Raw genomic sequence first — 20,313 nt, forward strand, 5'->3', positions numbered from 1 at the left:
GTCCGCAGGGATATCGCTAGGGAATAATATCAGGCTGGCCAAGGGGGTAAAGGCCCTTGGGCGCGGAGGCCTCTAAGGCTGCCGTCACTCGGACGGCAGCACGGCCAAGCTGATGGTGTTTTCAGTCACGCCGCTGACCTGGATCACGAACGGACCTGCCGCGAGGTCGTACTTCATGGTCTTGCGGATGCCGGCGCAGTCGGTCGCGCCGCTGAATTCCATCGGTTTCAGGATCTCACCATCCTGCACCAGGTCAACCCAGCCGTAGCTCGACAGGCTGACGGTGTAGGTGCCGGCCTTGGGCGCCTTCTGGAAGCGCGTAAAGCCTGCAAATGTGCCGTCTTTCGGCTTTCGCTCTGGCGATGTCGGCAGCTTCGCCTCAGCGGGTGTCTTCAGATCGAGGGTCGCTGCAGCGGGAATTGCGAGGTCGGCGCCAGAGGCAATCTTGAGGCGATCTTGCGCTGTCAGTGCGGCGCGCTCCTTGTCGATCGGCCATTTGAACTTGTCACAGCCGCTGGGCTCGGCCGCCCATGCGGGCGCCGAACCAAGCAGCGTGAGCGCGACAATCAGACGCGCAACCATGATCAATCCACCGCGATCATGACGTCGGAGGCCTTCACCACGACGATGCATTTGCCGCCGGCCTTGAGCGCCAGATCGTCTACGGCTTCGTTGGTGATCGACGACGTCACGATCTGGCCGCCGCCGATGTCGACGCGGACATGGGAGGTGGTCGCGCCCTTCGTGACTTCGAGGACAGTACCCTTGATCTGGTTGCGTGCACTGATGCGCATGTTGGATCTCGTCGATTGGGCCGGGCAGCTGACAGCCGCGGCTGATATGGGAGGAGTTCGGGAGATGCTCCCGTGTCGATCGTCGGCTTACGGCACAACGATGGCGTGTTCTAACCCGGTTTCACGACAATGCGATAGCCAGTCGGCCGATCACGGTGCCGTCAGAACCTGCCGGCACGCAGCCGGCATTTCTGCGAGCGTCATCGGAGGCTTCGGCTTGGGCGGAATCGGCGGCGGCTTCGGGTGCAGCACGGCATCGCTGAACCAGTAAGCGAGATCGCCGGCGCTGCAGCCTTCGGACTCAACCGGCGGCGGCTGGGCTTCGCATTCGGTGCTGCCCACCGGGCATTTGATGCGGACGTGGAAGTGATAGTCGTGGCCGTACATCGGCCGCACCTTCGACAGCCAGCTCCGGTCGCCCTTGGCCTCGCGGCACAGCGCCTTCTTGATGGCGGCGTTGACGAAGATGCGTTCTACGCTGGGCTCCAGCGCCGCGGCGCGGATCACCGGCAGATGGGTCGGCGTCCAGGTGGTCGGATCGATGTCGAGCCGGTCGTGCCGCACCATCATCACCGCTGACATCTCCTCACGCTCGTTGCGCGAGAGTTGGCGGTTCGGCATCGGCGTCAGCCAGATATCGGCATCAAGCCCGACCTGATGGCTGGCATGGCCTGTGATCATCGGCCCGCCGCGGGGCTGAGACATGTCGCCGACCAGGATGCCTGGCCAGCCCGCATTCTTGCTGGCCTTGACCGATAGCCGCTCCAGCAGCTCGACCAGTTGCGGATGCGCCCAGTTGCGATTGCGCGATAGCCGCATCACCTGCCAGGTCGGCCCGTTGATCGGCAGCGCTTCGGCGCCTGCGATGCAGCCCTTGGCGTAGAAGCCGACCACGCGCACCGACGATTTCGTCGGCAGCACCTTGCGGCCAAACAGTTCCTTGGCGCCGATGGCCGGGTCGTTCGGATTGGCCAGCGGCGGCAGCGGTTTCAGATCGACGCTGCCTTTGGTTTGCGCCAACGCCAGCGACGTTGAAGCGATGACGGCCGGCAGGGATATGAGGCTGAGAATCAGGCGAAGGCTCATGCTGCGACTATAGCTGAAGCTGTCGACGAGGTGAGTGACCTGCGGTACGCATGATTTTAACGTGCGGGTAACCACGTCTGACGCTGGCGCTTTTTTTTGCGTCTGGGTTTGCCGGTCCTCCCGTTGCCACCGGCTCAGTCGTTTTATCAGCGTTTCGAGCCGCTTGCGTCTCTCACTTGGCGGGGATGATCGCGCGTGACCCGCTGATATCTAGAGATGGGCAATCATACGCCGACAGCTTTTGCCTGTTGTGAAGGCACTGGATGTGTACAGGCACGCAGTGCAGACGGTAATCGTTGCTGCCGAACGGGCATTGATACCGTTTTTTCAGACACTTCTTGCACAGATTGTCATACGCGCGTTGCGAGTGGATCATTGATGCCGAAGTTCCGGCCCGAAGCGAAAAAGAAAGTGAAAGCCGGACTAGCGTCTCGGATCACCCGGCCGAGCCGGGCGATTGCGGCTGCTCCGAAATTGGCGCCAAAGAAGGGTCTCGTCAGCGGTCCCATCCGCGAGATCGTGCGACAGCGTGCCCAAGCCGAGGCGGCGATCGCGGAAGCCCGCAAATCCCATGAGCGTCTGCGTGAGGCGATCGACATCCTGCCGCAAGGCATCGTGTTTCTCGATTCCGACGGGCGCTACATCCTCTGGAACAAAAAGTACGCGGAAATCTACAATCGCAGCTCGGATCAGTTCGTGCCGGGTGCGCGTCTGCAGGACACGATTCGCGTCGGTGTCGAGCGCGGCGATTATCCTGAAGCCATCGGGCGCGAGGACGAATGGATATCGGAGCGCGTCGCCAAGCTGTTCCATCCCGGCGAGCGCCACGAGCAGGTTCTGGCCGATGGCCGCGTTATCCTGATCGAAGAGCGGCTCACTGAAGATGGCGGCGTCGTCGGTCTGCGTGTCGACATCACCGAGCTGAAGCAGCGCGAGGCGTCGTTCCGCCTGCTGTTCGAGAGCAATCCGGTGCCGATGATCGTCTGTGCGCTTGATGACGAACGCATCCTCAGCGTCAACGACGCTGCAATCGAACATTACGGTTACACGCGTCCGGAATTCGAGAAGCTCACCATCCGCCAGTTGCAGGCCTTCGACGCCGCCCCGCCCTGGGTCGGCGATCATGCCAATGACGAGCAGGCCGCACGGACCTGGAAACACGTCAAGGCCGACGGCTCGCTGATCGATCTGGCGATCTATTCGCGGCACCTTGTTTACAACGAGGAGCCAGCCGTGATGCTGGCGCTGATGGATATCACGGAGCGCAAGCGTGCCGAGATGCGGCTGGCTTTCATGTCGCATCATGATGGTCTCACCGGCCTGCCGAATCGCAACCTGCTGCGTCAGCGTCTCGACGAGGTCCTCGCACATACGCGGCGCACCGGCGAGAAGGTTGCGGTGCTGTTTCTCGGCCTCGACAACTTCAAGGGCGTCAACGATACGCTCGGCCACGGTATCGGCGACAAGCTGCTGCGCGGCGTGGCGCGGCGGTTGCGGTCGTCGTTGCGCGAGGAAGACGCACTGGCGCGACTGAACTCCGACGAATTCGCCATCATCCAGACCGGCATCAACCGTCCCGAGGATGTCGTGTTGCTGGCGCGCCGGCTGCTCGACGCGGTCGGTGAGACCTATCTGCTCGACGGTCATTCGGTGGTCATCGGCGCCAGCATCGGCATCGCGATGGCGCCGAGCGACGGCGACGAATCCGAGCGGTTGCTCAAGAACGCCGATATGGCACTGTCGCGGGCCAAGAACGACTCGCGCGGCACCTTCAGCTTCTTCGAGTCCGGCATGGATGCCCGCGCGCAGGCGCGCCGCAAGATCGAAATCGATCTGCGCTCCGCCATTCAGGACGATCAGCTCCGGCCATTCTACCAGCCGCTGATCGATCTCAAGACCGGCCGCATCACCGGCTGCGAGGCGCTGGTGCGCTGGCCGCATGCGGAGCGCGGCATGATTTCGCCGGCGGATTTCATCCCCGTTGCGGAAGACACCGGCCTGATTAATGCGCTCGGCACGCAGATCCTGCGCCGCGCCTGCAACGAGGCTGCGCGCTGGCCCGATGAAGTGCGCGTCGCAGTCAATCTGTCGCCGCTGCAGTTCCGCGTTGGCAATCTGCTCTCGGTGGTGATGGATGCGCTGAAGCATTCCGGATTGCCGCCACGGCGGCTTGAACTGGAGATCACCGAGACGCTGCTACTGGAAAAGAGCAATCAGGTGCTGGCGACCCTGCACGCGCTGCGCGCACTCGGCGTGCGCATATCGATGGACGATTTTGGCACCGGCTATTCGTCGCTGAGCTATCTCAGGAGCTTTCCGTTCGACAAGATCAAGATCGATCAGTCCTTCGTGCGCGATCTCGGCTCCAATCGCGATGCGCAGGCGATCGTGCGTTCGATCATCAGCCTCGGCATGGGCCTCGGTGTCACCATCACCGCCGAAGGCGTCGAGACCGAATCCGAACTCGCCTGCCTGCGCAGCGAAGGCTGCCATGAAGGGCAGGGCTTCCTGTTCAGCCGCGCGCGACCGAACGAGGAGATCATCGAGCTGCTGCGCGCTCAGGCGATTGCTGCGCCGGACGCGGAACTGTCCGTCCGCGCGCAGGTCGCATAAGGCACGCGCCGATCTCCGCTTCGGCGAGGGCGCGGACGACCCTTCATCCCGTTTCCCATTGCGAGAATGGAGCGCCGGGAGGCGCCAGGGGCTTGCGAGACCCCTTGAGGCTGGCCTTGCGAGGGCCGGCCCGCACGTCAGCACCGGCGGGATTGCGAGTCCCGCAGGGAAGACGCACGCGTTACGACATCGGTGGGGGTGCGAAGCCCGCCGAGCGAACGCTGCGCCTCCCGGCGCTCCACCAGCAGCTGCCCGGATGACCGGGTCACCGCTGCAGTCTGATCGATGCTGTGTGTCATGAGCACGCAGCAACCGATCAGGCTTCAGCGACAATACACCGATCTAGGATTAAAGTCAATTATGCCAAGGGGCCCTGCAGCAGAGCGATCCAAGTCGCCGGCCTTTAGGCCACGCGAATGCCCCTTCGCGGCGTAAAGCGGACCTTAATCCGCAGCCGGCGTGAAAGGTGGCTGTAGTCTCATTCAGGATTGGGCAACGTGTGGCGCCGTGTAGTCATCGAGCAGTTTCGCGAACTGTTTGGCAAGCACGCTGAGTTCACCGAGATTAGGCTTCAGCAGGCCCACTTCGTAGAAAACTGACGGCGAAAAGGGCCGGATGACCAGCGCGCTGGTATCGCCGATCCGTCTCAGCGTGTCGGAAATGCTGAGGGCATCCACCAGGCAGATGCCGGCACCCGCGATGACGAGATTGAGTGCAATGGCAAAGAACTCGCATTCGATGGCGGGGTGAAACGGCGTATTGCTGGCCTCGAAGGCGCGCGAAATTGCCGCGTAAGACGTTCGGCTCCCCGAGGTAATGATGAGGTCGCTCCCCTCGAGCAGGTCGGGGGTGAGTGTTTCATGGGCAGTCAGTGCGTGGGTCGCGGGCAACACACATTGCAACGCGAAGCGGTAGCGCTTCAGCACCGTGTTCGTCCGGTCGAACGGCGGTTCGGCAATGCCGACGTCGAAGGCCCGCGATGACACCAGACTGCGGACATTGTCCGAGCTGCGGGTGAGCAATCTGATTTTGGTGTCGGGGCGGTCCCGTCGGAAGCGGCTGATGATTTCCGGGAGCCAGACGATGCCGGGGCCAGGGCTGCTCGCGACCGTCAGGACGCCGCGCTGGCCGGCGGAGATGCCCGCAGCCGCATCCTCCAATTCGGCAAATCCTGCAAGGGCATGAAGGGCTTCTTGGTGCAGCAGTTGGGCTTCGACTGTTGGCACGATGTGTCGGCTTTCGCGCCGAAACAGCACGAAGCCGACATTCTGCTCCAGGCGCTTAAGCGCTGCGCTGACGGCCGGCTGCGAGACGCCGAGCGTGCGCGCGGCCTCGGTGACTGACCGATGCTGCATGACCGCGTTGAAAATCTCGATAAGCCTCAAATCCATAATCTTTACCTATACATTATTTGCTGAAATTGACGGTAAAAATAACGATAAAGGCGTCGCGGCGCGTAAAATTCCTATTTGGCATCAGATTTGCTTATGTATTGGCGTCATTGTTTGGAGTGCCGCCGACATGAATGAAATCAGTTCGCCAATTGCAGGGGCCGAGCCGTTGCTGGTTGCCGAGGCGGTAGTGAAGCAATTCGGTGCCAACACCGTCTTGCGCGGCGTGGACCTGGCCTTGGGCTCGGGAGAATCGACCTGCATCATCGGGCCCAGCGGCTCGGGCAAGACGACGCTGTTGCGCTGCATGGCATTGCTGGAGGCTCCTTCCGACGGACGCATCCTGATGGATGGCATGACGGTGGCGCAAGCGGAGCCGTCATCCAGCGTGCGCGCCTCCGCCAAGAAGGTGCGGCCTGAAATCGGGATGGTGTTCCAGCAGTTCAATCTGTGGCCGCATATGACGGTGCTGCAGAACATCATCGAGGCGCCGATGCGGGTGCGCGGCCTTGGCCGTGACGAGGCCATCGCCATCGCGGAAGCTCTACTGGAAAAAGTCGGCCTGGCAGCGAAGCGCGATAGCTATCCGGCCCGGTTGTCCGGTGGACAGCAACAGCGCGTCGCGATCGCCCGGGCGCTGGCCATGCAGCCCAAGATTCTACTGTTCGATGAGCCGACCTCCGCGCTCGATCCGGAACTGCGCCGCGAAGTGCTGCAGGTGATGCGCACGCTGGCGCTCGAAGGCATGACGATGCTGGTCGTCACGCATGAAATGGGCTTTGCGCGCCGTGTCGCTAGCCGTGTCGTCTTCATGGACGAAGGCGTCATCGTCGAGCAGGGAAATCCATCGCTTTTCTTCGAGAACCCGACCACTGAACGAGCCAGGCGTTTCCTGACGCATTTTGAGGATTGATGACCATGAAAAAGCTTCTGACACTTGTCGCTGCATTGGCTGTCACGTCGTTGACGGCCTATCAGGCCGGCGCCCAGCAACTGCAGTCGCATCTCTACGAGATCACCAAGAGCGGCAAGCTCAGGGTCTGCATCTGGCCGAATTACTATGCGATCTCGCTGCGCAATCCCGATACCGGCAAGCTCGAAGGCATCGATATCGACCTGTCGGAAGAACTCGCCAAGGATCTCGGCGCCAAGCTTGAATATGTCGAGACCTCGTTCAGTACCTTCATCGCCGATCTGCAGGCCAACAAATGCGACCTCGGCATGTTCGGCGTCGGCGCGACAATGAAACGCGCCCAGGCCGTCGCCTTCACCCAGCCCTATCTGATCAGCGGCGTTTATGTCGTGGCCTACAAGGACGGCAAGGTGAAGACCTGGGCCGATCTCGACAAGCCCGGCGTCAATATCGCGGTGCCGCTCGGCAGCTATATCGAGCCGTTCATGCGCGGCTATCTGAAGAACGCCAAGCTGGTCGCCATCGCGCCGCCGAACACCACGCAGGCCGAGTTGATGGCGCATCGCGTCGATGCCATCGCCACCGATTACCCGGCCTCCACGAAGATGAATGCCCAGTTCGACTGGTCGATGACCCTGGCGCCGCCGGAGCCGCTGTCTGTCACGCCCTATGCCTATGTGATGAACCAGGGCGACCAGATCTGGCTGAACTACATGAATCTGTTCGTCCAGAACATCAAGCTCGATGGACGGCTGAAGGCCGCCGCCGAGAAGAACAAGCTCGGCCCGATCGTCGCGCCATAAGGCCATCCAATGCAGAGCTACAGCTTTCGCTGGGACGTCATCCCGAGGAATTTTGGTTTTCTCGCCGACGGCATCGAGATGACCCTTTTCCTGTCGGTTGTCACGCTGATTGTGGCAACCGTGCTCGGGCTGGTGATCGCACTCATGCAGATGTCGCGGTTTCGCATTGCGCGGATCGCGGCTCTGACCGTGGGTGAGATCATCCGCAACACACCCATCCTGGTGCAATTGCTCTGGGTCTATTACGTGCTGCCGATCGTGTTCAACATCCAGATCGACGCGTTGTCTGCGTCGATCCTCGGCCTTTCGCTGTATTCTGCAGTGTTCATCTCCGAGGTCTTCCGGGCCGGTATCGCGACCGTTCCTGTCGGCCATCGCGAGGCTGCGCAGGTTCTCGGTCTCACGCCGCTGCAAAGCTTCGTGCGAATCGTCGGGCCACAGGCCATTCGCAGCGTGCTGCCGCCGCTGGCGGCAAACTTCGTGCAGCTCATCAAGTATTCCTCGCTGGCTTCCGTGATCTCGGTCAGTGAAGTGACGCGGCGCGGCATGGAGCTGTCGTCATCGACCTTCCGTCCGCTGGAGATCTTCACCTTCATCGGGCTGATCTATTTCGTGATCTGCTGGCCGCTGACCCATTCGATCCGCATCTGGGAGGCGCGCCTTGCCAAACGTTGATACGGCGCGCCAGGAAGTGGCGCGCGACCGGGTCGATCAGGTGATTGATCTGGCGCTGCCGCTGATTGCCACGCCGTCGCCGAATCCCGATGGCGATACGCGCGCGGTCGCAGCGCTCGCCGCCGACCTCATCAAGGCGCATGTGCCCGGCGTGGAGATCGAACTCCATCCCGGCTCGGCCGACATCGTCAATGTGGTCGCCCGCATCCGCGGCGCCGGTCCCGGCCGGCGTATCGTGTTCAACGGCCATCTCGACACCTATCCGGTCGGCACGCCGGCGCAGTGGTCGGTCAATCCGGCCGGCGAGGCGCGGGACGGCCGCCTCTATGGCCGCGGCGCCGCCGATATGAAAGGAGGCATCGCCGCATCCATCGCCGCCATGGCGGCACTCGCCGAGCAGCGTGCGCACTGGAACGGCGAAGCCGTGCTGACGCTGGCCGGCGACGAAGAGTCCATGGGTTCGCTCGGGACCAAGCTGCTGCTCGATCAGGTCCCGCACGCAACAGGCGACGCAACGATCATCGGCGACGCCGGATCGCCGATGGTGGCGCGCTTCGGCGAGAAGGGCTTCATCTGGATCGAGATATCAGTCGAGGGCAAGGCGGCGCACGGCGCACATGTGCATCTCGGAGCGAATGCGCTGGATCGCTTGCGCGTCGCGCTGGATCGGGTCAGCGCGCTGCGTGACCTGCCGGTTAACATGCCCGATCAGGTCCGTTACGCGATCACCGGTGCGAAGGCGATCTCGGAGCCGCTATGTGGCGCCGGTGAAGCCGACGTGCTGTCGGCGGTGACCGTCAATATCGGCATCGTGTCGGGTGGTACGTCGCCCAACCTGGTGCCGTCCACCGCGCATGCGGCGATCGATATTCGCCTGCCGGTAGGCGTCACGGCCGAGGCCGTTCTCGCCAGGCTGAGACACGGGCTCGATCTCCCCGGCGTCACCTGGCGCGTCTTGCGCTGCTTCGAGCCGAACTACACCAGCCCCGACGACGAGCTCATTCGTCGCTGCGCGGTAGCCGCGCGCGATGTCATGGGAACAGCGCCCGCGGTGAACATGCGCGTCGGTGGCTCGGATTCGCGCTGGTTCCGGATGGCGGGCATCCCCACGGTGGTCTATGGCCCGACGCCCTACAATATGGGCGCGCCCGACGAATATGCCGAGATATCCGAACTGGGCATCGTCTCGCGCGTTCACGCGCTGACGGCCTTTGATTTTCTCACGAAACAAGCGAGCAGCAGATGAGTGACGCGGCACAGTTCGTCGGTCCGGAGACTTTCATGGGCTTGCCCGCGGGCCTGCCGCAGCCAGGATGCCGCGCGGCGATTCTTGGCGTGCCGTTCGATTGCGGCACGCATCCGTTCCGGGTCGGTGCGCGGCAGGGGCCACTGGAAGTGCGCCGCGAGTCGCGGCTCATTCGCCGCTATCATCCTTCGCTCGCCGATGTCGACGTGTTGTCGCTGCTCGGCGCGGTCGATGCCGGCGACGTCGCGCTGGTGCCCGGTCGCATCGACGACGCGTTCGTGCGGATCGAGGCGGCTGCCGCGCGCATTGTCAAGACCGGCGCGGTACCCATCGGCATCGGCGGCGATGGCTCGGTCTCGCTGCCGCTGATGCGGGCCGCAGCGCGAAAGCACAAGGGTCTGGTCGCGCTGCATATCGACAGCCATACCGACGCCTATCCCTATACGCCGGACGATCGCTACAACGCAGCGACACAGTTCACCAATGCGGCGCAGGAAGGCCTGGTGGATGCCTCGTCGTCCTGGCACATCGGCGTTCGCGGCTTCACCTATTGCTCGGGCGTGCTGGAACACACGCGCGGGCTCGGCTTTCGCGTCATCACCATCGAGGACCTGTTGCGACGCGGCTTCGCGCAGACTGTTGCGGAATTCAGCGACACGGTCGCCGGCCGGCCAGTCTATCTGTGCTGGGACATGGACGTGTTCGATCCCTCCGTAGCCCCGGGCGTCTGCACGCCGGCGTGGGGCGGTCTCACGGCCCGCGAAGGAATCGAACTGTTGCGCAGCCTGTCAGGCCTGAACATTGTCGCGATGGACTTCAACACGGTCAGTCCGCCACAGGACGTCAACGGGATGGCCGCGCAACTGTGCTCCCATATGATCATGGAAGCGCTCGTACTGCTGGCGGCCAATCTGGGGCTCTTGCCCGATTGAAACTTCGCCCCCCACAAGCTGCTATCGCCCAGGAAGGCGAACGATCCATGGCCGCCGTGGCACTAGGGCGCCCGAAAGCCGGGCCGCTGCTGCCACCGAACAGGCTTCAGCGGCAATACACCGATCTAGGACTAAAGTCTGAGCATGGCCCGGATCGTCCCGTATGCGGAAGATTCCCTAGTTGGAAATCTTCGCTTTCGAGCGCTTCACGATGTTTTCCATCCGCGCAGAATCCTTGGCGATAACCGCTCCGAACTGATCGGGCTTGTCCGCAATCACCGTCAAACCAAGGCCTTCCAGGCGAGCCGAAACAGTTGAATCTCGTAACGCCTCCACGATCGATGTGTTGAGCTTCTCGATCACGTCCTTGGGGGTCGCCGATGGAGCGACAAAACCGTACCAGTTGCCTGCGAGGAGATCGGGATAGCCTGCCTGCGGTGACGTCGGCACATTGGGCAACTGCTTGCTTGCTTCAGGCGCGGTCACGACGATGGGCCTTAATGCTCCACTTTGCACCTGCTGGACCGTATTCGACAGGTTGTCGCACATCATGGACACCTGACCGCCGATGACATCCTGAAGTGCCGGAGCTGCGCCTTGATACGGGATGTGGACGGCATCGACGCCTTCGAGCACCTTCAGCGTCTCGCCGCACAGATGGCTCGTGCTGCCGATGCCGGCTGACGCAAATGTCAGCTTGCCCGGCTCGGCCTTGGCCAGCGCTACCAGTTCTTTCAGCGAGTTTGCCTTGACCGATGGATTGACGACCAGGATGTTCGGCGTCGAAGCACCATTGGTGATCGGCGCGAAATCCTTTTCGGGATTATAGGCGGGCTTTTCATAGATCCATTGATTGATGGCCATCATGCCGGTCGTCGCGAGCAGAATCGTATAGCCATCCGCCGGCGAAGCGGCGACGCGAGCCGCCCCGATCGAGCCGTTGGCGCCGCCACGGTTCTCGATGATCACGGTGACGCCGAGCGACTTCGACATCAGCGGAGCCACCAGTCGTGGAATCGCGTCCGCCGTGCTTCCAGCCGGATAAGGGACCACGATTGTGATCATTTTTTCCGGAAAGCCGGCCGCTGCCGCGCCGGGCACGCCCAAGGCGACAGGTGCTACCAGCGCCGCCAAAAGAAACGTCGTCCACTTCATCCGTAAATCCTTGCTTGGCATTCTGAAACTCCTGCATGACATCTTGGGAACCATGGTGTTGGCTCCTCCAGGCTTACTGGCGCTTCCACTGCCGCGGTTCTTATCCAGCCGAGTGACCGGTTGCCGTCGACATCGTCTCAGAGAGAGTTGCTGATCACCCCGGGTGGTGCTCAGCGACATGCAACGCACCGGCCCGCTCGAGCGAGTCGAGCATCGCGATCCGGCGCAAAAGCTGTCGTCCCTTTTCCGAATCGGCGGCTGCTGCGCGAATGTCGTCGCGGAAACGCGCGCGATCGGCTTCGTCTTTCGCTTCGAGGTTTTTCTTGTTGCGGATGGTGTCGCCCTGAATGGCCTGCATCGTGACCGTGCGGCGCTGCAGGTCGTAATCGGCGAGAATGCTTTCATCGGCCGTACCGTTGATGACCGGACCCAGCTTCGCCGTCAGGTTCAATGCATCATGAATGCCGCCATTCATGCCCATGCCGCCGAGCGGATTGTTGATATGGGCGGCGTCACCGGCCAGAAACGTGCGGCCTTTCTGGAAATTCGCGGCGACGCGCTGGTGCACACGATAGAGCGTCGTGTGGAGGATGGGGGCGTCCAGTTCTGCGGGAACGATCCGCCGGATCGACGCCGTCACATAGGCTTCGGACAGTGCTTCCTCATCTGATGTTTCCGCGGCCACCGGCATCATTACGCGCCATGCGCCGAGGATACGCAGAAGGAAGTACCAGCGTTCGGGATCGGCGACATAGCTGACCGACGAGACGCCCGGCCGAAGCGCGGTGAAATCGACCGGTGTCGTCATCACCAGGAAGCGCTCGGGCCAAGTGAAGCCCTCGAATTCCATGTCCTGGCTGCGGCGAACGATGCTGTTCGCGCCATCGGCGCCGATCAGCCACGCGCATTCATGCGTCGTGTCGTGGCCATTGGCCGTGACCACCACCTTGACGGTATCGCTGGTCTGTTCGACCGATTTGACCTCGCTGCCGAACGCGATCGAGAACAATGGATTGCCCGACAGGGCGTCGAGAATGATGCGCGTGAGCTTGAACTGTTCGGCCTGCAGGCGGAACGGGTGCCGCACCAGATCGGAGATCGCCGCGAAATCGAATGTGCCGAGCACACCGTCCTCGGACGAGCTGTACTGGACCGTCGGTGCCTTCAGTCCCTGTGCAATCAGCGTGTTGGCGAAACCGAGATCGTCGAGCATGTCCAATGTGGGCGGATGGAACGTCGATGCGCGCGACTCGCTGCTCAGCGCGTCGTTCTTCTCGAGCACCAGAACTGGAATGTTCTGTCGCACCAGATCTGCGGCAGCCACCATGCCGACCGGCCCCGCACCAGCGATGATGACGGGAAGCTTCGCATTACTCATTCTATCAAGACCTCTTGCGGGATTTCAGGGAGCATTGGCTCCGATCGGCAGCCGCTCGAAAGAGGCTGCCGTCATCGTCTCTGTGGCTCTCAGGCGGGATCGTAGTAGTGCATTTCGAGAAGCAGGCAGCCGCCCTCGGATTTGAACGGACCATGCCACGCGCCTGGCGGTCTGACGGCGTAGGTGTAGCCGGCGAACGGCGTGCCGCCTTGCCCGTTCTCGTCGTTGCCAACGATCAGGTCGCCGGAGACGAGAAAGACTTCTTCCCAGTGGTCGTGAACGATCTGCTGTGTGGTGAAGAGACCCGGAGGGAACTTCAGCAATCGCGTCCGGCTGCCGCGTTTGTTCGCGGTATCGAGCGATCCGGACAGAATTTTCTCCAGCGCGCCCGACGCGGGATCGTAGCCCTCGGGCAATTGCCAGCCGCTCTCCATGTCGAGCGTGTGGAATTCGTCATGCAATTTGTTGACGGCCACTGATGTGCTCCTTGAAGTTGATGACCGAAGCACCTGTGCGGGGCACCGCGCTGCAGTCTGCATGTCTTGAGACCGTTGCCGGGGCGCGACCCAAAGGTCGCTATCCACCATGACTTTTGTCATCCGCCGGCAGATTGTTGCCTTGTGCTTAGGCGTGCAAACAATTTAATCTGCGGACATCTTGCGTTTTTGGAATGAACTATGCGCCGCAGAATACCGAGCCTCGGCGCGCTGATGGCGTTCAGCGCGGCTGCCAAGCACCTCAGCGTCACGCGCGCCGCCAGCGAACTCGCGCTGACCGAAAGCGCGGTGTCGCGACAGATTACGCAGCTGGAGACGCAGCTCGGCGTGAAACTGTTTCATCGGATCAAGAAACGCATCACGTTGACGCGAGCAGGCGCGGCCTACAGTACCCGCGTGGCACAGACGATCGAGCGGATCGAGCGCGATGCGCTCGAGATCATGGGTTACGAGGCCGACGGCATGGTTCTGGACGTTGCGGCGCTGCCCACCGTCGGCGCCCAATGGCTCATTCCGCGCCTGCCGGATTTCTATGCGCGTCATCCCGGCGTCGCCATCAATGTGAGTGCGCGCAACACGCGCTTCTTCTTCAGCGAGACCGCGCTCGATGGTGCCCTCTACTTCGGCCAGCCGGACTGGCCCGGCACGCAGGCAGACCATCTGTTCGACGAAGTTCTTCTGCCGGTCGGATCGCCGACGCTGATCGGCAGGCGCGGCGAATTGCCGCCGAGCGAGGTCGCCGAGCTGCGGCTTCTGCATCTGGTCACACGCCCCGATGCATGGCGTCGCTGGTTCGATGCTGCGGAGCTTGGTGGCACGAATGTGATCCGCGGGCCGCGCTTCGATATCCAGTCCACTTTGATAAGCGCGGCAAGCTCCGGTCTTGGCGTCGCCCTGCTTCCCGAATTCCTGATCTCCGATCAACTCAGGTCGGGCAAATTGAAGGTGTTGTCGAGCCTGACGCTGAAAAGCGTCGGCTCGTACTATTTCGCCTGTCCGGAGGAGAAAGCCGGGAATCCTCTGTTACAGGCATTCCGTGCATGGTTGCTGTCGCAAGCAAAAGCGTCAGCGCAGCCGGGTTCTTCGCCAGGAGCTTTGCCAAAAGAGACAGGTCGTCCCGCGGACCGACGTAGCGATCATTGAGAGCCCAGTAACAAGGCCTCCGATCTGAACCGGCGACGTCTACGGGCAGCACGCGTTCTTGGACGATACCGGCGCGCAGCATGCACTGGTTTTGTTCTGCGCCTCCAGCCAGCGGTCGCGTGGCTTGCAACTCGCCGGACGTGGGGCAAGCGCCACCGTGAGATTGTCACCCTCCAAGCGCAGTGTATCCGCGCAGTGTAGTTGCATCGGCGCGACGCCATCGCTCACTTCGAAGGTCAGCCGCGCATTGGCATCGAGGGCGACATGGTCGGAGACTTTTCGGATGATGGCCGCGAACTTTCCGGCGGTCATATGGGTCCGGTCGCCTTCGACGATGTCCCACAACTGCACGAAGATCTCCGCCCACGCTTCGGGATTGCCGCCGCAATCAAGCGCGGAAAAGGCGCCCGCCTTGACTTCGGTGACGTGATAGCCCGGCCGAATGCTGTGACCGCCATAGGCGAACACCAAAGGCAATGCCGGTGCCGCGTCGCAGGCGGCGAGGAGTGCCCCGATGCTGATGTCGTCGGTGGTGATCTGTGGCGAAGGCGGAATTTCCGGCTTGGCAAGGTCCAGCATCGATGTTACTCCATGATTTGATACTTTTAGGATTATTGAAATATGGAAGAACGTCAAGCCCTGTCAGCTTTCGCAGCGCTGTCCCAGGAGACACGGCTTCGCATCGTGCGGCTGCTCGTGCAGGCCGGTCCCGCCGGGATGCCGGCCGGCGCCGTCGCGGAGGCTGCAGGCGTGTCGGCCTCGAATGTGTCCTTCCATCTGAAGGAATTGACCCAAGCCGGCCTTGCCAGCGCGAAGCGGGAGGCCCGTTCGATCGTCTACACGGCCGATTACGACGCGCTGTCGGGCCTCATCCAGTTCCTGATGCGGGATTGCTGCGCGGGCCATCCGGACATCTGTATGCCGGCCACGGCGTCCGCATGCACGTCGGATGGCAAGGAGCTGTCACGTGCCTGATAGCGTCGACGTCATCATCTATCACAACCCGGATTGCGGCACCTCGCGCAACACGCTGGCGATGATCCGCAATGCCGGCATCGAGCCGCATATCATCGAGTATCTGAAGACACCGCCGTCGCGGGGCATGCTGGTTCAATTGCTCGCGCGCGCCGGCATGTCGGTGCGCGAGGTCCTGCGTGAGAAGGGAACGCCCTATGCCGAGCTGGGCCTCTCCGACACCAGCCTGACCGACGCGCAGTTGCTCGACGCCATTGAAGCCCATCCGGTTCTGATGAACCGCCCGATCGTGGTCTCGGCGCTGGGCGTAAGACTCTGCCGGCCATCCGAAGCGGTCCTGGATATCATACCCACTCCGCAGCTTGGAGCGTTCTCGAAAGAGGATGGCGACCGGGTCGTGGATGCGAGCGGCCAGCGGATCGCAGGACAACGTCATGACCAGTGAGGCCATCGGCAGGCCGGTTTCTGCTCCGGTCATGGGTTTGTTCGAACGCTATCTCACGATCTGGGTCGGTCTCTGCATTGTCGTCGGCATTCTGCTGGGCCGATGGATGCCGGCCGCTTTCCATGCGCTCGGCGCGGCGGAGATTGCACAGGTCAATCTGCCGGTGGCTGTTCTCGTCTGGCTGATGATCATTCCCATGCTGCTCAAGGTGGACCTCGGAGCGCTCGGTCACGTTGGCGCACACTGGCGCGGCATTGCCGCGACCGTCGGAATCAACTGGCTGGTGAAGCCGTTCTCGATGGCGCTGCTCGCCTGGCTGTTCATCGGCCATCTGTTCAGGCCGTATCTGCCCGCGGACCAGATCGATAGCTATACGGCCGGTCTGATTCTGCTTGCCGCTGCGCCCTGCACGGCCATGGTCTTCGTCTGGTCGAATCTGGTGGACGGCGAGCCGAACTTCACGCTTGGACAGGTCGCGCTCAACGACACCATCATGGTGGTCGCCTTCGCTCCGATCGTCGGCCTTCTGCTCGGACTATCATCCATCATCGTGCCTTGGGGCACGTTGCTGTTGTCCGTCCTGCTCTACATCATCGTGCCCGTGGCAATCGCGCAGCTCTGGCGGCGCGCATTGCTGGCGAGGGGAGGCGAGGCGGCGCTATCGCAAGCGCTGTCGCTGCTCGGTCCAGTATCACTCGTCGCGCTCCTGCTGACCCTGGTGCTGTTGTTCGGCCTGCAGGGCGAGCAGATTACACGGCAGCCGATGGTCATTGCGCTGCTTGCCGTCCCGATCCTGATCCAGGTCTATTTCAATGCCGGTCTCGCCTACTGGCTCAACCGGCGCCTCGGTGTCGCCTGGTGCGTGGCCGGTCCTTCCGCGCTTATTGGTGCATCGAACTTCTTCGAGCTGGCAGTCGCCGCGGCCATCGCGCTGTTCGGCTTTCAATCGGGCGCCGCACTGGCAACGGTCGTCGGCGTTCTGATCGAGGTGCCGGTGATGCTCTCCGTGGTTCACATCGTGAAGGCGACGCGGGACTGGTACGAGCGGGGAGCTGTGAACTGAGGTGGCAGTCGTTCGTTGGCAAGTCGTATCCGCGCTCGGTACGACGCAGACACTGGCATGGGCTTCCAGCTACTATGTTCCGGCCGTATTCGCGGATCCCATTTGCGAAGACCTGCATCTGTCCAGGACGTGGTTCTTCGCCATGTTCTCCGTGGCGCTGCTGGTGTCGGGTTTGCTCGGCCCGCTCGCCGGCCGCATGATCGACCGCAGCGGTGGCCGGGACGTGCTTGTCGCCACCAATCTGATGTTTGCGGCGGGGCTGGCCTTGCTTGCGGTTGCAACGGGGCCGATCACGCTGGCCCTGGCCTGGCTGGTCATCGGCGCCGGCATGGGTTTCGGCCTGTATGAGGCTGCGTTTGCGACGGTTGCGGGATTGTGGGGACGACAGGCCCGAAGTGCGATCACCGGCATCACCCTGTTCGCCGGTTTTGCGAGCACCATCGGCTGGCCGCTCAGTGCCGCGATGATCGATGCCTTCGGCTGGCGCGGCGCCTGCTTCGCATGGGCCGCGTTGCACATCGTCATCGGTCTGCCGCTCAACCGCTTTCTCGTTCCGAAGGCGCCGCCGCATGCGCATCTGGATGAGCCTGCCGTCCCCACATCAGGCATTCCATGGGCGATGATCGTTCTGGCGGGCGTCTTCGGTGCGACCTGGTTTGTCACCACCGCCTTTGCCGCGCACATGCCGCGCCTGCTGGAAGCGCTCGGGGCCACCCCGGCGCAGGCCGTGCTCGCCGGGGCTTTGATGGGGCCTGCGCAAGTCGCAGCCCGGATCGGGGAATTCGGTCTGCTACGACATGCGTCGGCCATGATATCCGCACGCCTGGCCGCGGGCCTGCATCCCGTCGGCGCCGGATTGCTGATCCTGTTCGGAGCGCCCGTCGCGCTTCCATTCGCTCTTCTGCACGGTGCCGGCAATGGCCTGTTCACGATCGCGCGCGGAACGCTTCCGCTGGCTATGTTTGGCGCCGTCGGATACGGCATGCGAACCGGCTGGCTGGCCGCGCCGGCGCGCATCCTGCAGGGTGCAGCGCCGCTGCTGTTCGGCCTTGTGCTGGATCACGGTGGCCCGCGCGTCGCGCTGGCGATCACAGGCGGGCTGACGTCGCTCGCGTTCCTGGCGCTGTTTTGGTTAAGGACGCCGGCGGCGAAGCCGGCAACGAGTGCCATCGTCTGAATGCGATGAAAACTAACGTGTCGCCCAGCCAGGCGTGCAATTGCGCGCCAGGCCGGGTGACGGCCGTTGTTGCTGATGCGAAAGACCCTCAGTCCTTCTTCACATACTGGCAGCCGCCGTCCTTCATCGGTCGGAACACCTGATCGCCGGGGACCTCCGCGAGGACCTTGTAGTAATCCCACGGCGCCTTGGATTCTTCCGGCTTCTTGACCTCGAGCAGGAACATGCTGTGCACCATGCGGCCGTCCTCGCGGAGATAGCCGTTATCGGTGAAGGCGTCGCGCACCGGCATCTCGCGCATCTTCGCCAGCACCGGCTTGGTGGCGCGGGTACCTGCGGCCTGCACGGATTTGAGATAATGCAGCGTCGCGCTGTAGGTCGCGGCCTGGTTCATGGTCGGCATGCGCTTCATCTTGTCGAAGAACTTCTTGCCGAAGGCGCGGGTGCGATCGTTGAGATCCCAGTAATAGGCCTCGGTGATGATCAGCCCCTGCGCCATCTTCAGGCCGAGCGAGTGGATGTCGGAGATGAACATCACGATGCCCGCGAGCTTCTGGCCGCCGGCGACGATTCCGAATTCCGACGCCTGCTTGATGGTGTTGATGGTATCGCCGCCGCCATTGGCCATGCCGATGATCTTGGCCTTGGACGATTGCGCCTGTAGCAGGAAGGACGAGAAGTCCGCCGTGTTGAGCGGATGCTTGGAGCTGCCGACCACCTTGCCGCCCGCGGCGCGCACCACGTCGCCGGTGTCACGTTCGATGGAATGGCCGAACAGATAGTCCGCTGTGATGAAGTACCAGGAGTCGCCGCCCTGCTTGACGATGGCGCTGCCGACCGTGTGAGCGTTGCCATAGGTGTCGTAGGTCCAGTGCGCGGTATAGGGCGAGCACGACTTGCCGGTGATGTCCGACGACGCGGCGTCGGTGACGATCATGATCTTCTCGAACTGCTTCGACATCTCCATGCCGGCCAGCGCAGTGGCCGATGTCGGCATGTCGATGATCATGTCGACATTCTCGGCCTCATACCATTTGCGCGAGATAGTGGCGGCGACGTCGGCCTTGTTCAGCGCATCTGCGGTGACCAGTTCGATCGGCTTGTCGAACATCTTGCCGCCGAATTCCTCGATGGCGATCTTCGCTGCCTCGACATTGCCCTGGCCGCCGATATCGGCATAGACCGAGGCGAAGTCGGCGAGCACGCCGATCTTGAGCGGAAGCGTATTGGCCTGCTGGGCCAGTGCGGAAGCGCCGAAAAGCAGCGAAACAGCAAACGTCGTAGCCGCAACCGTGCGGTGCGCGATCATTCAATCCTCCCCAAATTTCATACGCGCCGTTTTCGGCGTCGTAGCGGCAGCATGAGGGGCGAAGGGCGGGGAGGCAAGAGCGGTGGTGAGGGATGTTTGGTCGCAGAAATCTGCTGCGTTGCGCCGGACGGAAAATTGGATTGGCGGAATCCGTTCATTCGTGGTGCTATTCGTTCCCCGGGCGACAGCCAGCCGTCGCCGCGCTCATCCAGCCTGAGATGATCTCGTTGAAGGCCTGCGCTTGCGGAGATGATAGGTCAGCGCCAGTCCAACGCAGTGACTCAGGGCTTGCTCCGGCACGGGATCATCGACGTGCAGCAAGATGCTGCGGTTGCCTTCGAAGCTCAGCTCCGTTGGATACAATTCACGAAAGGTCGCAACCAGATTGGTCTGGCAGTGAAAGAACAGCGCGTACTGCGCTGTGGCCCCCATGCGATCAAGCCGGATGGTGCTGCCGCTTTTCGTCTCGCTTGTCAGATAGCTGGGCTGATTCCACTTGAGGGTCTCCTGCAGCGGACCGACGCCCTCGATGCCCGCGGCGGTCCCGAAGATCAGTTGCCGGAGGGCCATGAGCCGCGCCTTGACGGGCGGCGGGTAACGGTCGAATGCCGCTTTGACGGCCGGATCGGAAAAACCGGAGGAGTGTTGCTGGGCCGCTTTGCTCAACTTCCGCATCGCTGCCACGTGGTGCCCCTCCTGTCAGAGCCGCAAGCGATAT

At 62.5% G+C, this 20,313-nt stretch carries 21 protein-coding genes; 11 read left to right on the forward strand and 10 right to left on the reverse strand.

What is annotated here, in order from left to right; translation table 11 throughout:
- Nucleotides 1-84: 84 nt before the first annotated feature.
- The 3 genes from A4A58_RS16085 to mepA form a co-directional block, all read right to left on the reverse strand.
- The gene (locus tag A4A58_RS16085) at nt 85-582 is read right to left on the reverse strand and encodes a hypothetical protein (protein WP_068733850.1); all 498 of its coding nucleotides are present in this window, start codon (nt 580-582) and stop codon (nt 85-87) included.
- A gap of 2 nt (nt 583-584) precedes the next feature.
- Nucleotides 585-794 (reverse strand): TOBE domain-containing protein, encoded by a 210-nt coding sequence (locus tag A4A58_RS16090; RefSeq protein ID WP_068733852.1) that lies wholly within the window; start codon nt 792-794, stop codon nt 585-587.
- 150 nt (nt 795-944) lie between these two features.
- Entirely contained in the window at nt 945-1,880 is a 936-nt protein-coding gene (mepA, locus tag A4A58_RS16095; protein WP_068733854.1) for a penicillin-insensitive murein endopeptidase, read from the reverse strand.
- A gap of 378 nt (nt 1,881-2,258) precedes the next feature.
- On the opposite strand from mepA, the gene A4A58_RS16100 reads away from it, so the two are divergent.
- Nucleotides 2,259-4,493, forward strand: a complete 2,235-nt coding sequence (locus tag A4A58_RS16100) for a putative bifunctional diguanylate cyclase/phosphodiesterase (RefSeq protein WP_068733856.1) — start codon at nt 2,259-2,261, stop codon at nt 4,491-4,493.
- 482 nt (nt 4,494-4,975) lie between these two features.
- Here the strand turns inward: A4A58_RS16100 and A4A58_RS16105 are convergent, their stop codons facing one another.
- Entirely contained in the window at nt 4,976-5,884 is a 909-nt protein-coding gene (locus A4A58_RS16105; protein ID WP_081421897.1) for a LysR family transcriptional regulator, read from the reverse strand.
- Nucleotides 5,885-6,014: 130 nt separating this feature from the next.
- On the opposite strand from A4A58_RS16105, the gene A4A58_RS16110 reads away from it, so the two are divergent.
- Genes A4A58_RS16110 through A4A58_RS16130 form a run of 5 tightly spaced genes read left to right on the forward strand, consistent with a single transcriptional unit; the run spans nt 6,015 to nt 10,453 of the window.
- Nucleotides 6,015-6,797, forward strand: a complete 783-nt coding sequence (locus A4A58_RS16110) for an amino acid ABC transporter ATP-binding protein (protein WP_068733858.1) — start codon at nt 6,015-6,017, stop codon at nt 6,795-6,797.
- Nucleotides 6,798-6,802: 5 nt separating this feature from the next.
- On the forward strand, nt 6,803-7,600 hold the full coding sequence (locus A4A58_RS16115) for an ABC transporter substrate-binding protein (protein ID WP_086937066.1): 798 nt from the start codon (nt 6,803-6,805) through the stop codon (nt 7,598-7,600).
- Between the two features lie 9 nt (nt 7,601-7,609).
- On the forward strand, nt 7,610-8,275 hold the full coding sequence (locus tag A4A58_RS16120; RefSeq protein ID WP_068733862.1) for an amino acid ABC transporter permease: 666 nt from the start codon (nt 7,610-7,612) through the stop codon (nt 8,273-8,275).
- Nucleotides 8,262-9,521 (forward strand): M20/M25/M40 family metallo-hydrolase, encoded by a 1,260-nt coding sequence (locus tag A4A58_RS16125; RefSeq protein WP_068733864.1) that lies wholly within the window; start codon nt 8,262-8,264, stop codon nt 9,519-9,521. Before A4A58_RS16120 ends, A4A58_RS16125 begins: the two co-directional genes overlap by 14 nt.
- Entirely contained in the window at nt 9,518-10,453 is a 936-nt protein-coding gene (locus A4A58_RS16130; RefSeq protein WP_081421898.1) for an arginase family protein, read from the forward strand. Before A4A58_RS16125 ends, A4A58_RS16130 begins: the two co-directional genes overlap by 4 nt.
- A 177-nt stretch (nt 10,454-10,630) precedes the next feature.
- On the opposite strand, the gene A4A58_RS16135 is transcribed toward A4A58_RS16130, so the two are convergent.
- From A4A58_RS16135 to A4A58_RS16145, 3 genes are all read right to left on the reverse strand, one after another.
- Nucleotides 10,631-11,788: a Bug family tripartite tricarboxylate transporter substrate binding protein gene (locus A4A58_RS16135; RefSeq protein WP_158005691.1), complete on the reverse strand. Its 1,158-nt coding sequence runs from the start codon at nt 11,786-11,788 to the stop codon at nt 10,631-10,633.
- A complete protein-coding gene (locus A4A58_RS16140) occupies nt 11,763-12,986 on the reverse strand; it encodes an FAD-dependent oxidoreductase (protein WP_068733868.1) in 1,224 nt (407 codons plus the stop codon). The genes A4A58_RS16135 and A4A58_RS16140 overlap by 26 nt, the downstream gene beginning before the upstream one ends.
- A gap of 89 nt (nt 12,987-13,075) precedes the next feature.
- Nucleotides 13,076-13,462 carry a cupin gene (locus A4A58_RS16145; RefSeq protein ID WP_068733870.1) on the reverse strand — a complete coding sequence of 129 codons (387 nt, stop codon included), beginning with the start codon at nt 13,460-13,462 and terminating at the stop codon, nt 13,076-13,078.
- A gap of 201 nt (nt 13,463-13,663) precedes the next feature.
- On the opposite strand from A4A58_RS16145, the gene A4A58_RS16150 reads away from it, so the two are divergent.
- Nucleotides 13,664-14,626, forward strand: coding sequence for a LysR substrate-binding domain-containing protein (locus A4A58_RS16150; protein WP_068733872.1), 963 nt, complete (start codon nt 13,664-13,666; stop codon nt 14,624-14,626).
- 39 nt (nt 14,627-14,665) lie between these two features.
- On the opposite strand, the gene A4A58_RS16155 is transcribed toward A4A58_RS16150, so the two are convergent.
- Nucleotides 14,666-15,205, reverse strand: coding sequence for a DUF6428 family protein (locus tag A4A58_RS16155; protein ID WP_068733874.1), 540 nt, complete (start codon nt 15,203-15,205; stop codon nt 14,666-14,668).
- A 42-nt stretch (nt 15,206-15,247) separates the two neighbouring features.
- Here A4A58_RS16155 and A4A58_RS16160 point away from each other — a divergent pair, with 42 nt between their 5' ends.
- The 4 genes from A4A58_RS16160 to A4A58_RS16175 are packed head-to-tail and all read left to right on the forward strand — an operon-like array spanning nt 15,248 to nt 18,286.
- Nucleotides 15,248-15,601, forward strand: a complete 354-nt coding sequence (locus A4A58_RS16160) for an ArsR/SmtB family transcription factor (RefSeq protein ID WP_068733876.1) — start codon at nt 15,248-15,250, stop codon at nt 15,599-15,601.
- On the forward strand, nt 15,594-16,046 hold the full coding sequence (arsC, locus tag A4A58_RS16165) for an arsenate reductase (glutaredoxin) (protein ID WP_204378183.1): 453 nt from the start codon (nt 15,594-15,596) through the stop codon (nt 16,044-16,046). The genes A4A58_RS16160 and arsC overlap by 8 nt, the downstream gene beginning before the upstream one ends.
- 31 nt (nt 16,047-16,077) lie before the next feature.
- On the forward strand, nt 16,078-17,109 hold the full coding sequence (gene arsB / locus A4A58_RS16170) for an ACR3 family arsenite efflux transporter (protein WP_068733880.1): 1,032 nt from the start codon (nt 16,078-16,080) through the stop codon (nt 17,107-17,109).
- Nucleotide 17,110: 1 nt separating this feature from the next.
- A complete protein-coding gene (locus A4A58_RS16175; RefSeq protein WP_068733882.1) occupies nt 17,111-18,286 on the forward strand; it encodes an MFS transporter in 1,176 nt (391 codons plus the stop codon).
- 88 nt (nt 18,287-18,374) lie between these two features.
- Here the strand turns inward: A4A58_RS16175 and A4A58_RS16180 are convergent, their stop codons facing one another.
- Both A4A58_RS16180 and A4A58_RS16185 read right to left on the reverse strand, forming a co-directional pair.
- Nucleotides 18,375-19,595, reverse strand: a complete 1,221-nt coding sequence (locus A4A58_RS16180) for an ABC transporter substrate-binding protein (protein WP_068733884.1) — start codon at nt 19,593-19,595, stop codon at nt 18,375-18,377.
- A gap of 204 nt (nt 19,596-19,799) precedes the next feature.
- The gene (locus A4A58_RS16185) at nt 19,800-20,270 is read right to left on the reverse strand and encodes a DUF1801 domain-containing protein (RefSeq protein WP_068733886.1); all 471 of its coding nucleotides are present in this window, start codon (nt 20,268-20,270) and stop codon (nt 19,800-19,802) included.
- Nucleotides 20,271-20,313: the final 43 nt, after the last annotated feature.

Origin of the sequence: Tardiphaga robiniae (assembly GCF_001618955.1) — a bacterium.
Lineage (GTDB): Bacteria > Pseudomonadota > Alphaproteobacteria > Rhizobiales > Xanthobacteraceae > Tardiphaga > Tardiphaga robiniae_A.

Bases quoted from the DNA above. Each gene is read 5' to 3' on its own strand.
- A4A58_RS16085 (WP_068733850.1), bottom strand. From the start codon at position 582: ATGGTTGCGCGTCTGATTGTCGCGCTCACGCTGCTTGGTTCGGCGCCC.
- A4A58_RS16090 (WP_068733852.1), bottom strand. From the start codon at position 794: ATGCGCATCAGTGCACGCAACCAGATCAAGGGTACTGTCCTCGAAGTC.
- mepA (WP_068733854.1), bottom strand. From the start codon at position 1,880: ATGAGCCTTCGCCTGATTCTCAGCCTCATATCCCTGCCGGCCGTCATC.
- A4A58_RS16100 (WP_068733856.1), top strand. From the start codon at position 2,259: ATGCCGAAGTTCCGGCCCGAAGCGAAAAAGAAAGTGAAAGCCGGACTA.
- A4A58_RS16105 (WP_081421897.1), bottom strand. From the start codon at position 5,884: ATGGATTTGAGGCTTATCGAGATTTTCAACGCGGTCATGCAGCATCGG.
- A4A58_RS16110 (WP_068733858.1), top strand. From the start codon at position 6,015: ATGAATGAAATCAGTTCGCCAATTGCAGGGGCCGAGCCGTTGCTGGTT.
- A4A58_RS16115 (WP_086937066.1), top strand. From the start codon at position 6,803: ATGAAAAAGCTTCTGACACTTGTCGCTGCATTGGCTGTCACGTCGTTG.
- A4A58_RS16120 (WP_068733862.1), top strand. From the start codon at position 7,610: ATGCAGAGCTACAGCTTTCGCTGGGACGTCATCCCGAGGAATTTTGGT.
- A4A58_RS16130 (WP_081421898.1), top strand. From the start codon at position 9,518: ATGAGTGACGCGGCACAGTTCGTCGGTCCGGAGACTTTCATGGGCTTG.
- A4A58_RS16135 (WP_158005691.1), bottom strand. From the start codon at position 11,788: ATGTCGCTGAGCACCACCCGGGGTGATCAGCAACTCTCTCTGAGACGA.
- A4A58_RS16140 (WP_068733868.1), bottom strand. From the start codon at position 12,986: ATGAGTAATGCGAAGCTTCCCGTCATCATCGCTGGTGCGGGGCCGGTC.
- A4A58_RS16150 (WP_068733872.1), top strand. From the start codon at position 13,664: ATGCGCCGCAGAATACCGAGCCTCGGCGCGCTGATGGCGTTCAGCGCG.
- A4A58_RS16155 (WP_068733874.1), bottom strand. From the start codon at position 15,205: ATGCTGGACCTTGCCAAGCCGGAAATTCCGCCTTCGCCACAGATCACC.
- A4A58_RS16160 (WP_068733876.1), top strand. From the start codon at position 15,248: ATGGAAGAACGTCAAGCCCTGTCAGCTTTCGCAGCGCTGTCCCAGGAG.
- arsB (WP_068733880.1), top strand. From the start codon at position 16,078: ATGGGTTTGTTCGAACGCTATCTCACGATCTGGGTCGGTCTCTGCATT.
- A4A58_RS16180 (WP_068733884.1), bottom strand. From the start codon at position 19,595: ATGATCGCGCACCGCACGGTTGCGGCTACGACGTTTGCTGTTTCGCTG.
- A4A58_RS16185 (WP_068733886.1), bottom strand. From the start codon at position 20,270: ATGCGGAAGTTGAGCAAAGCGGCCCAGCAACACTCCTCCGGTTTTTCC.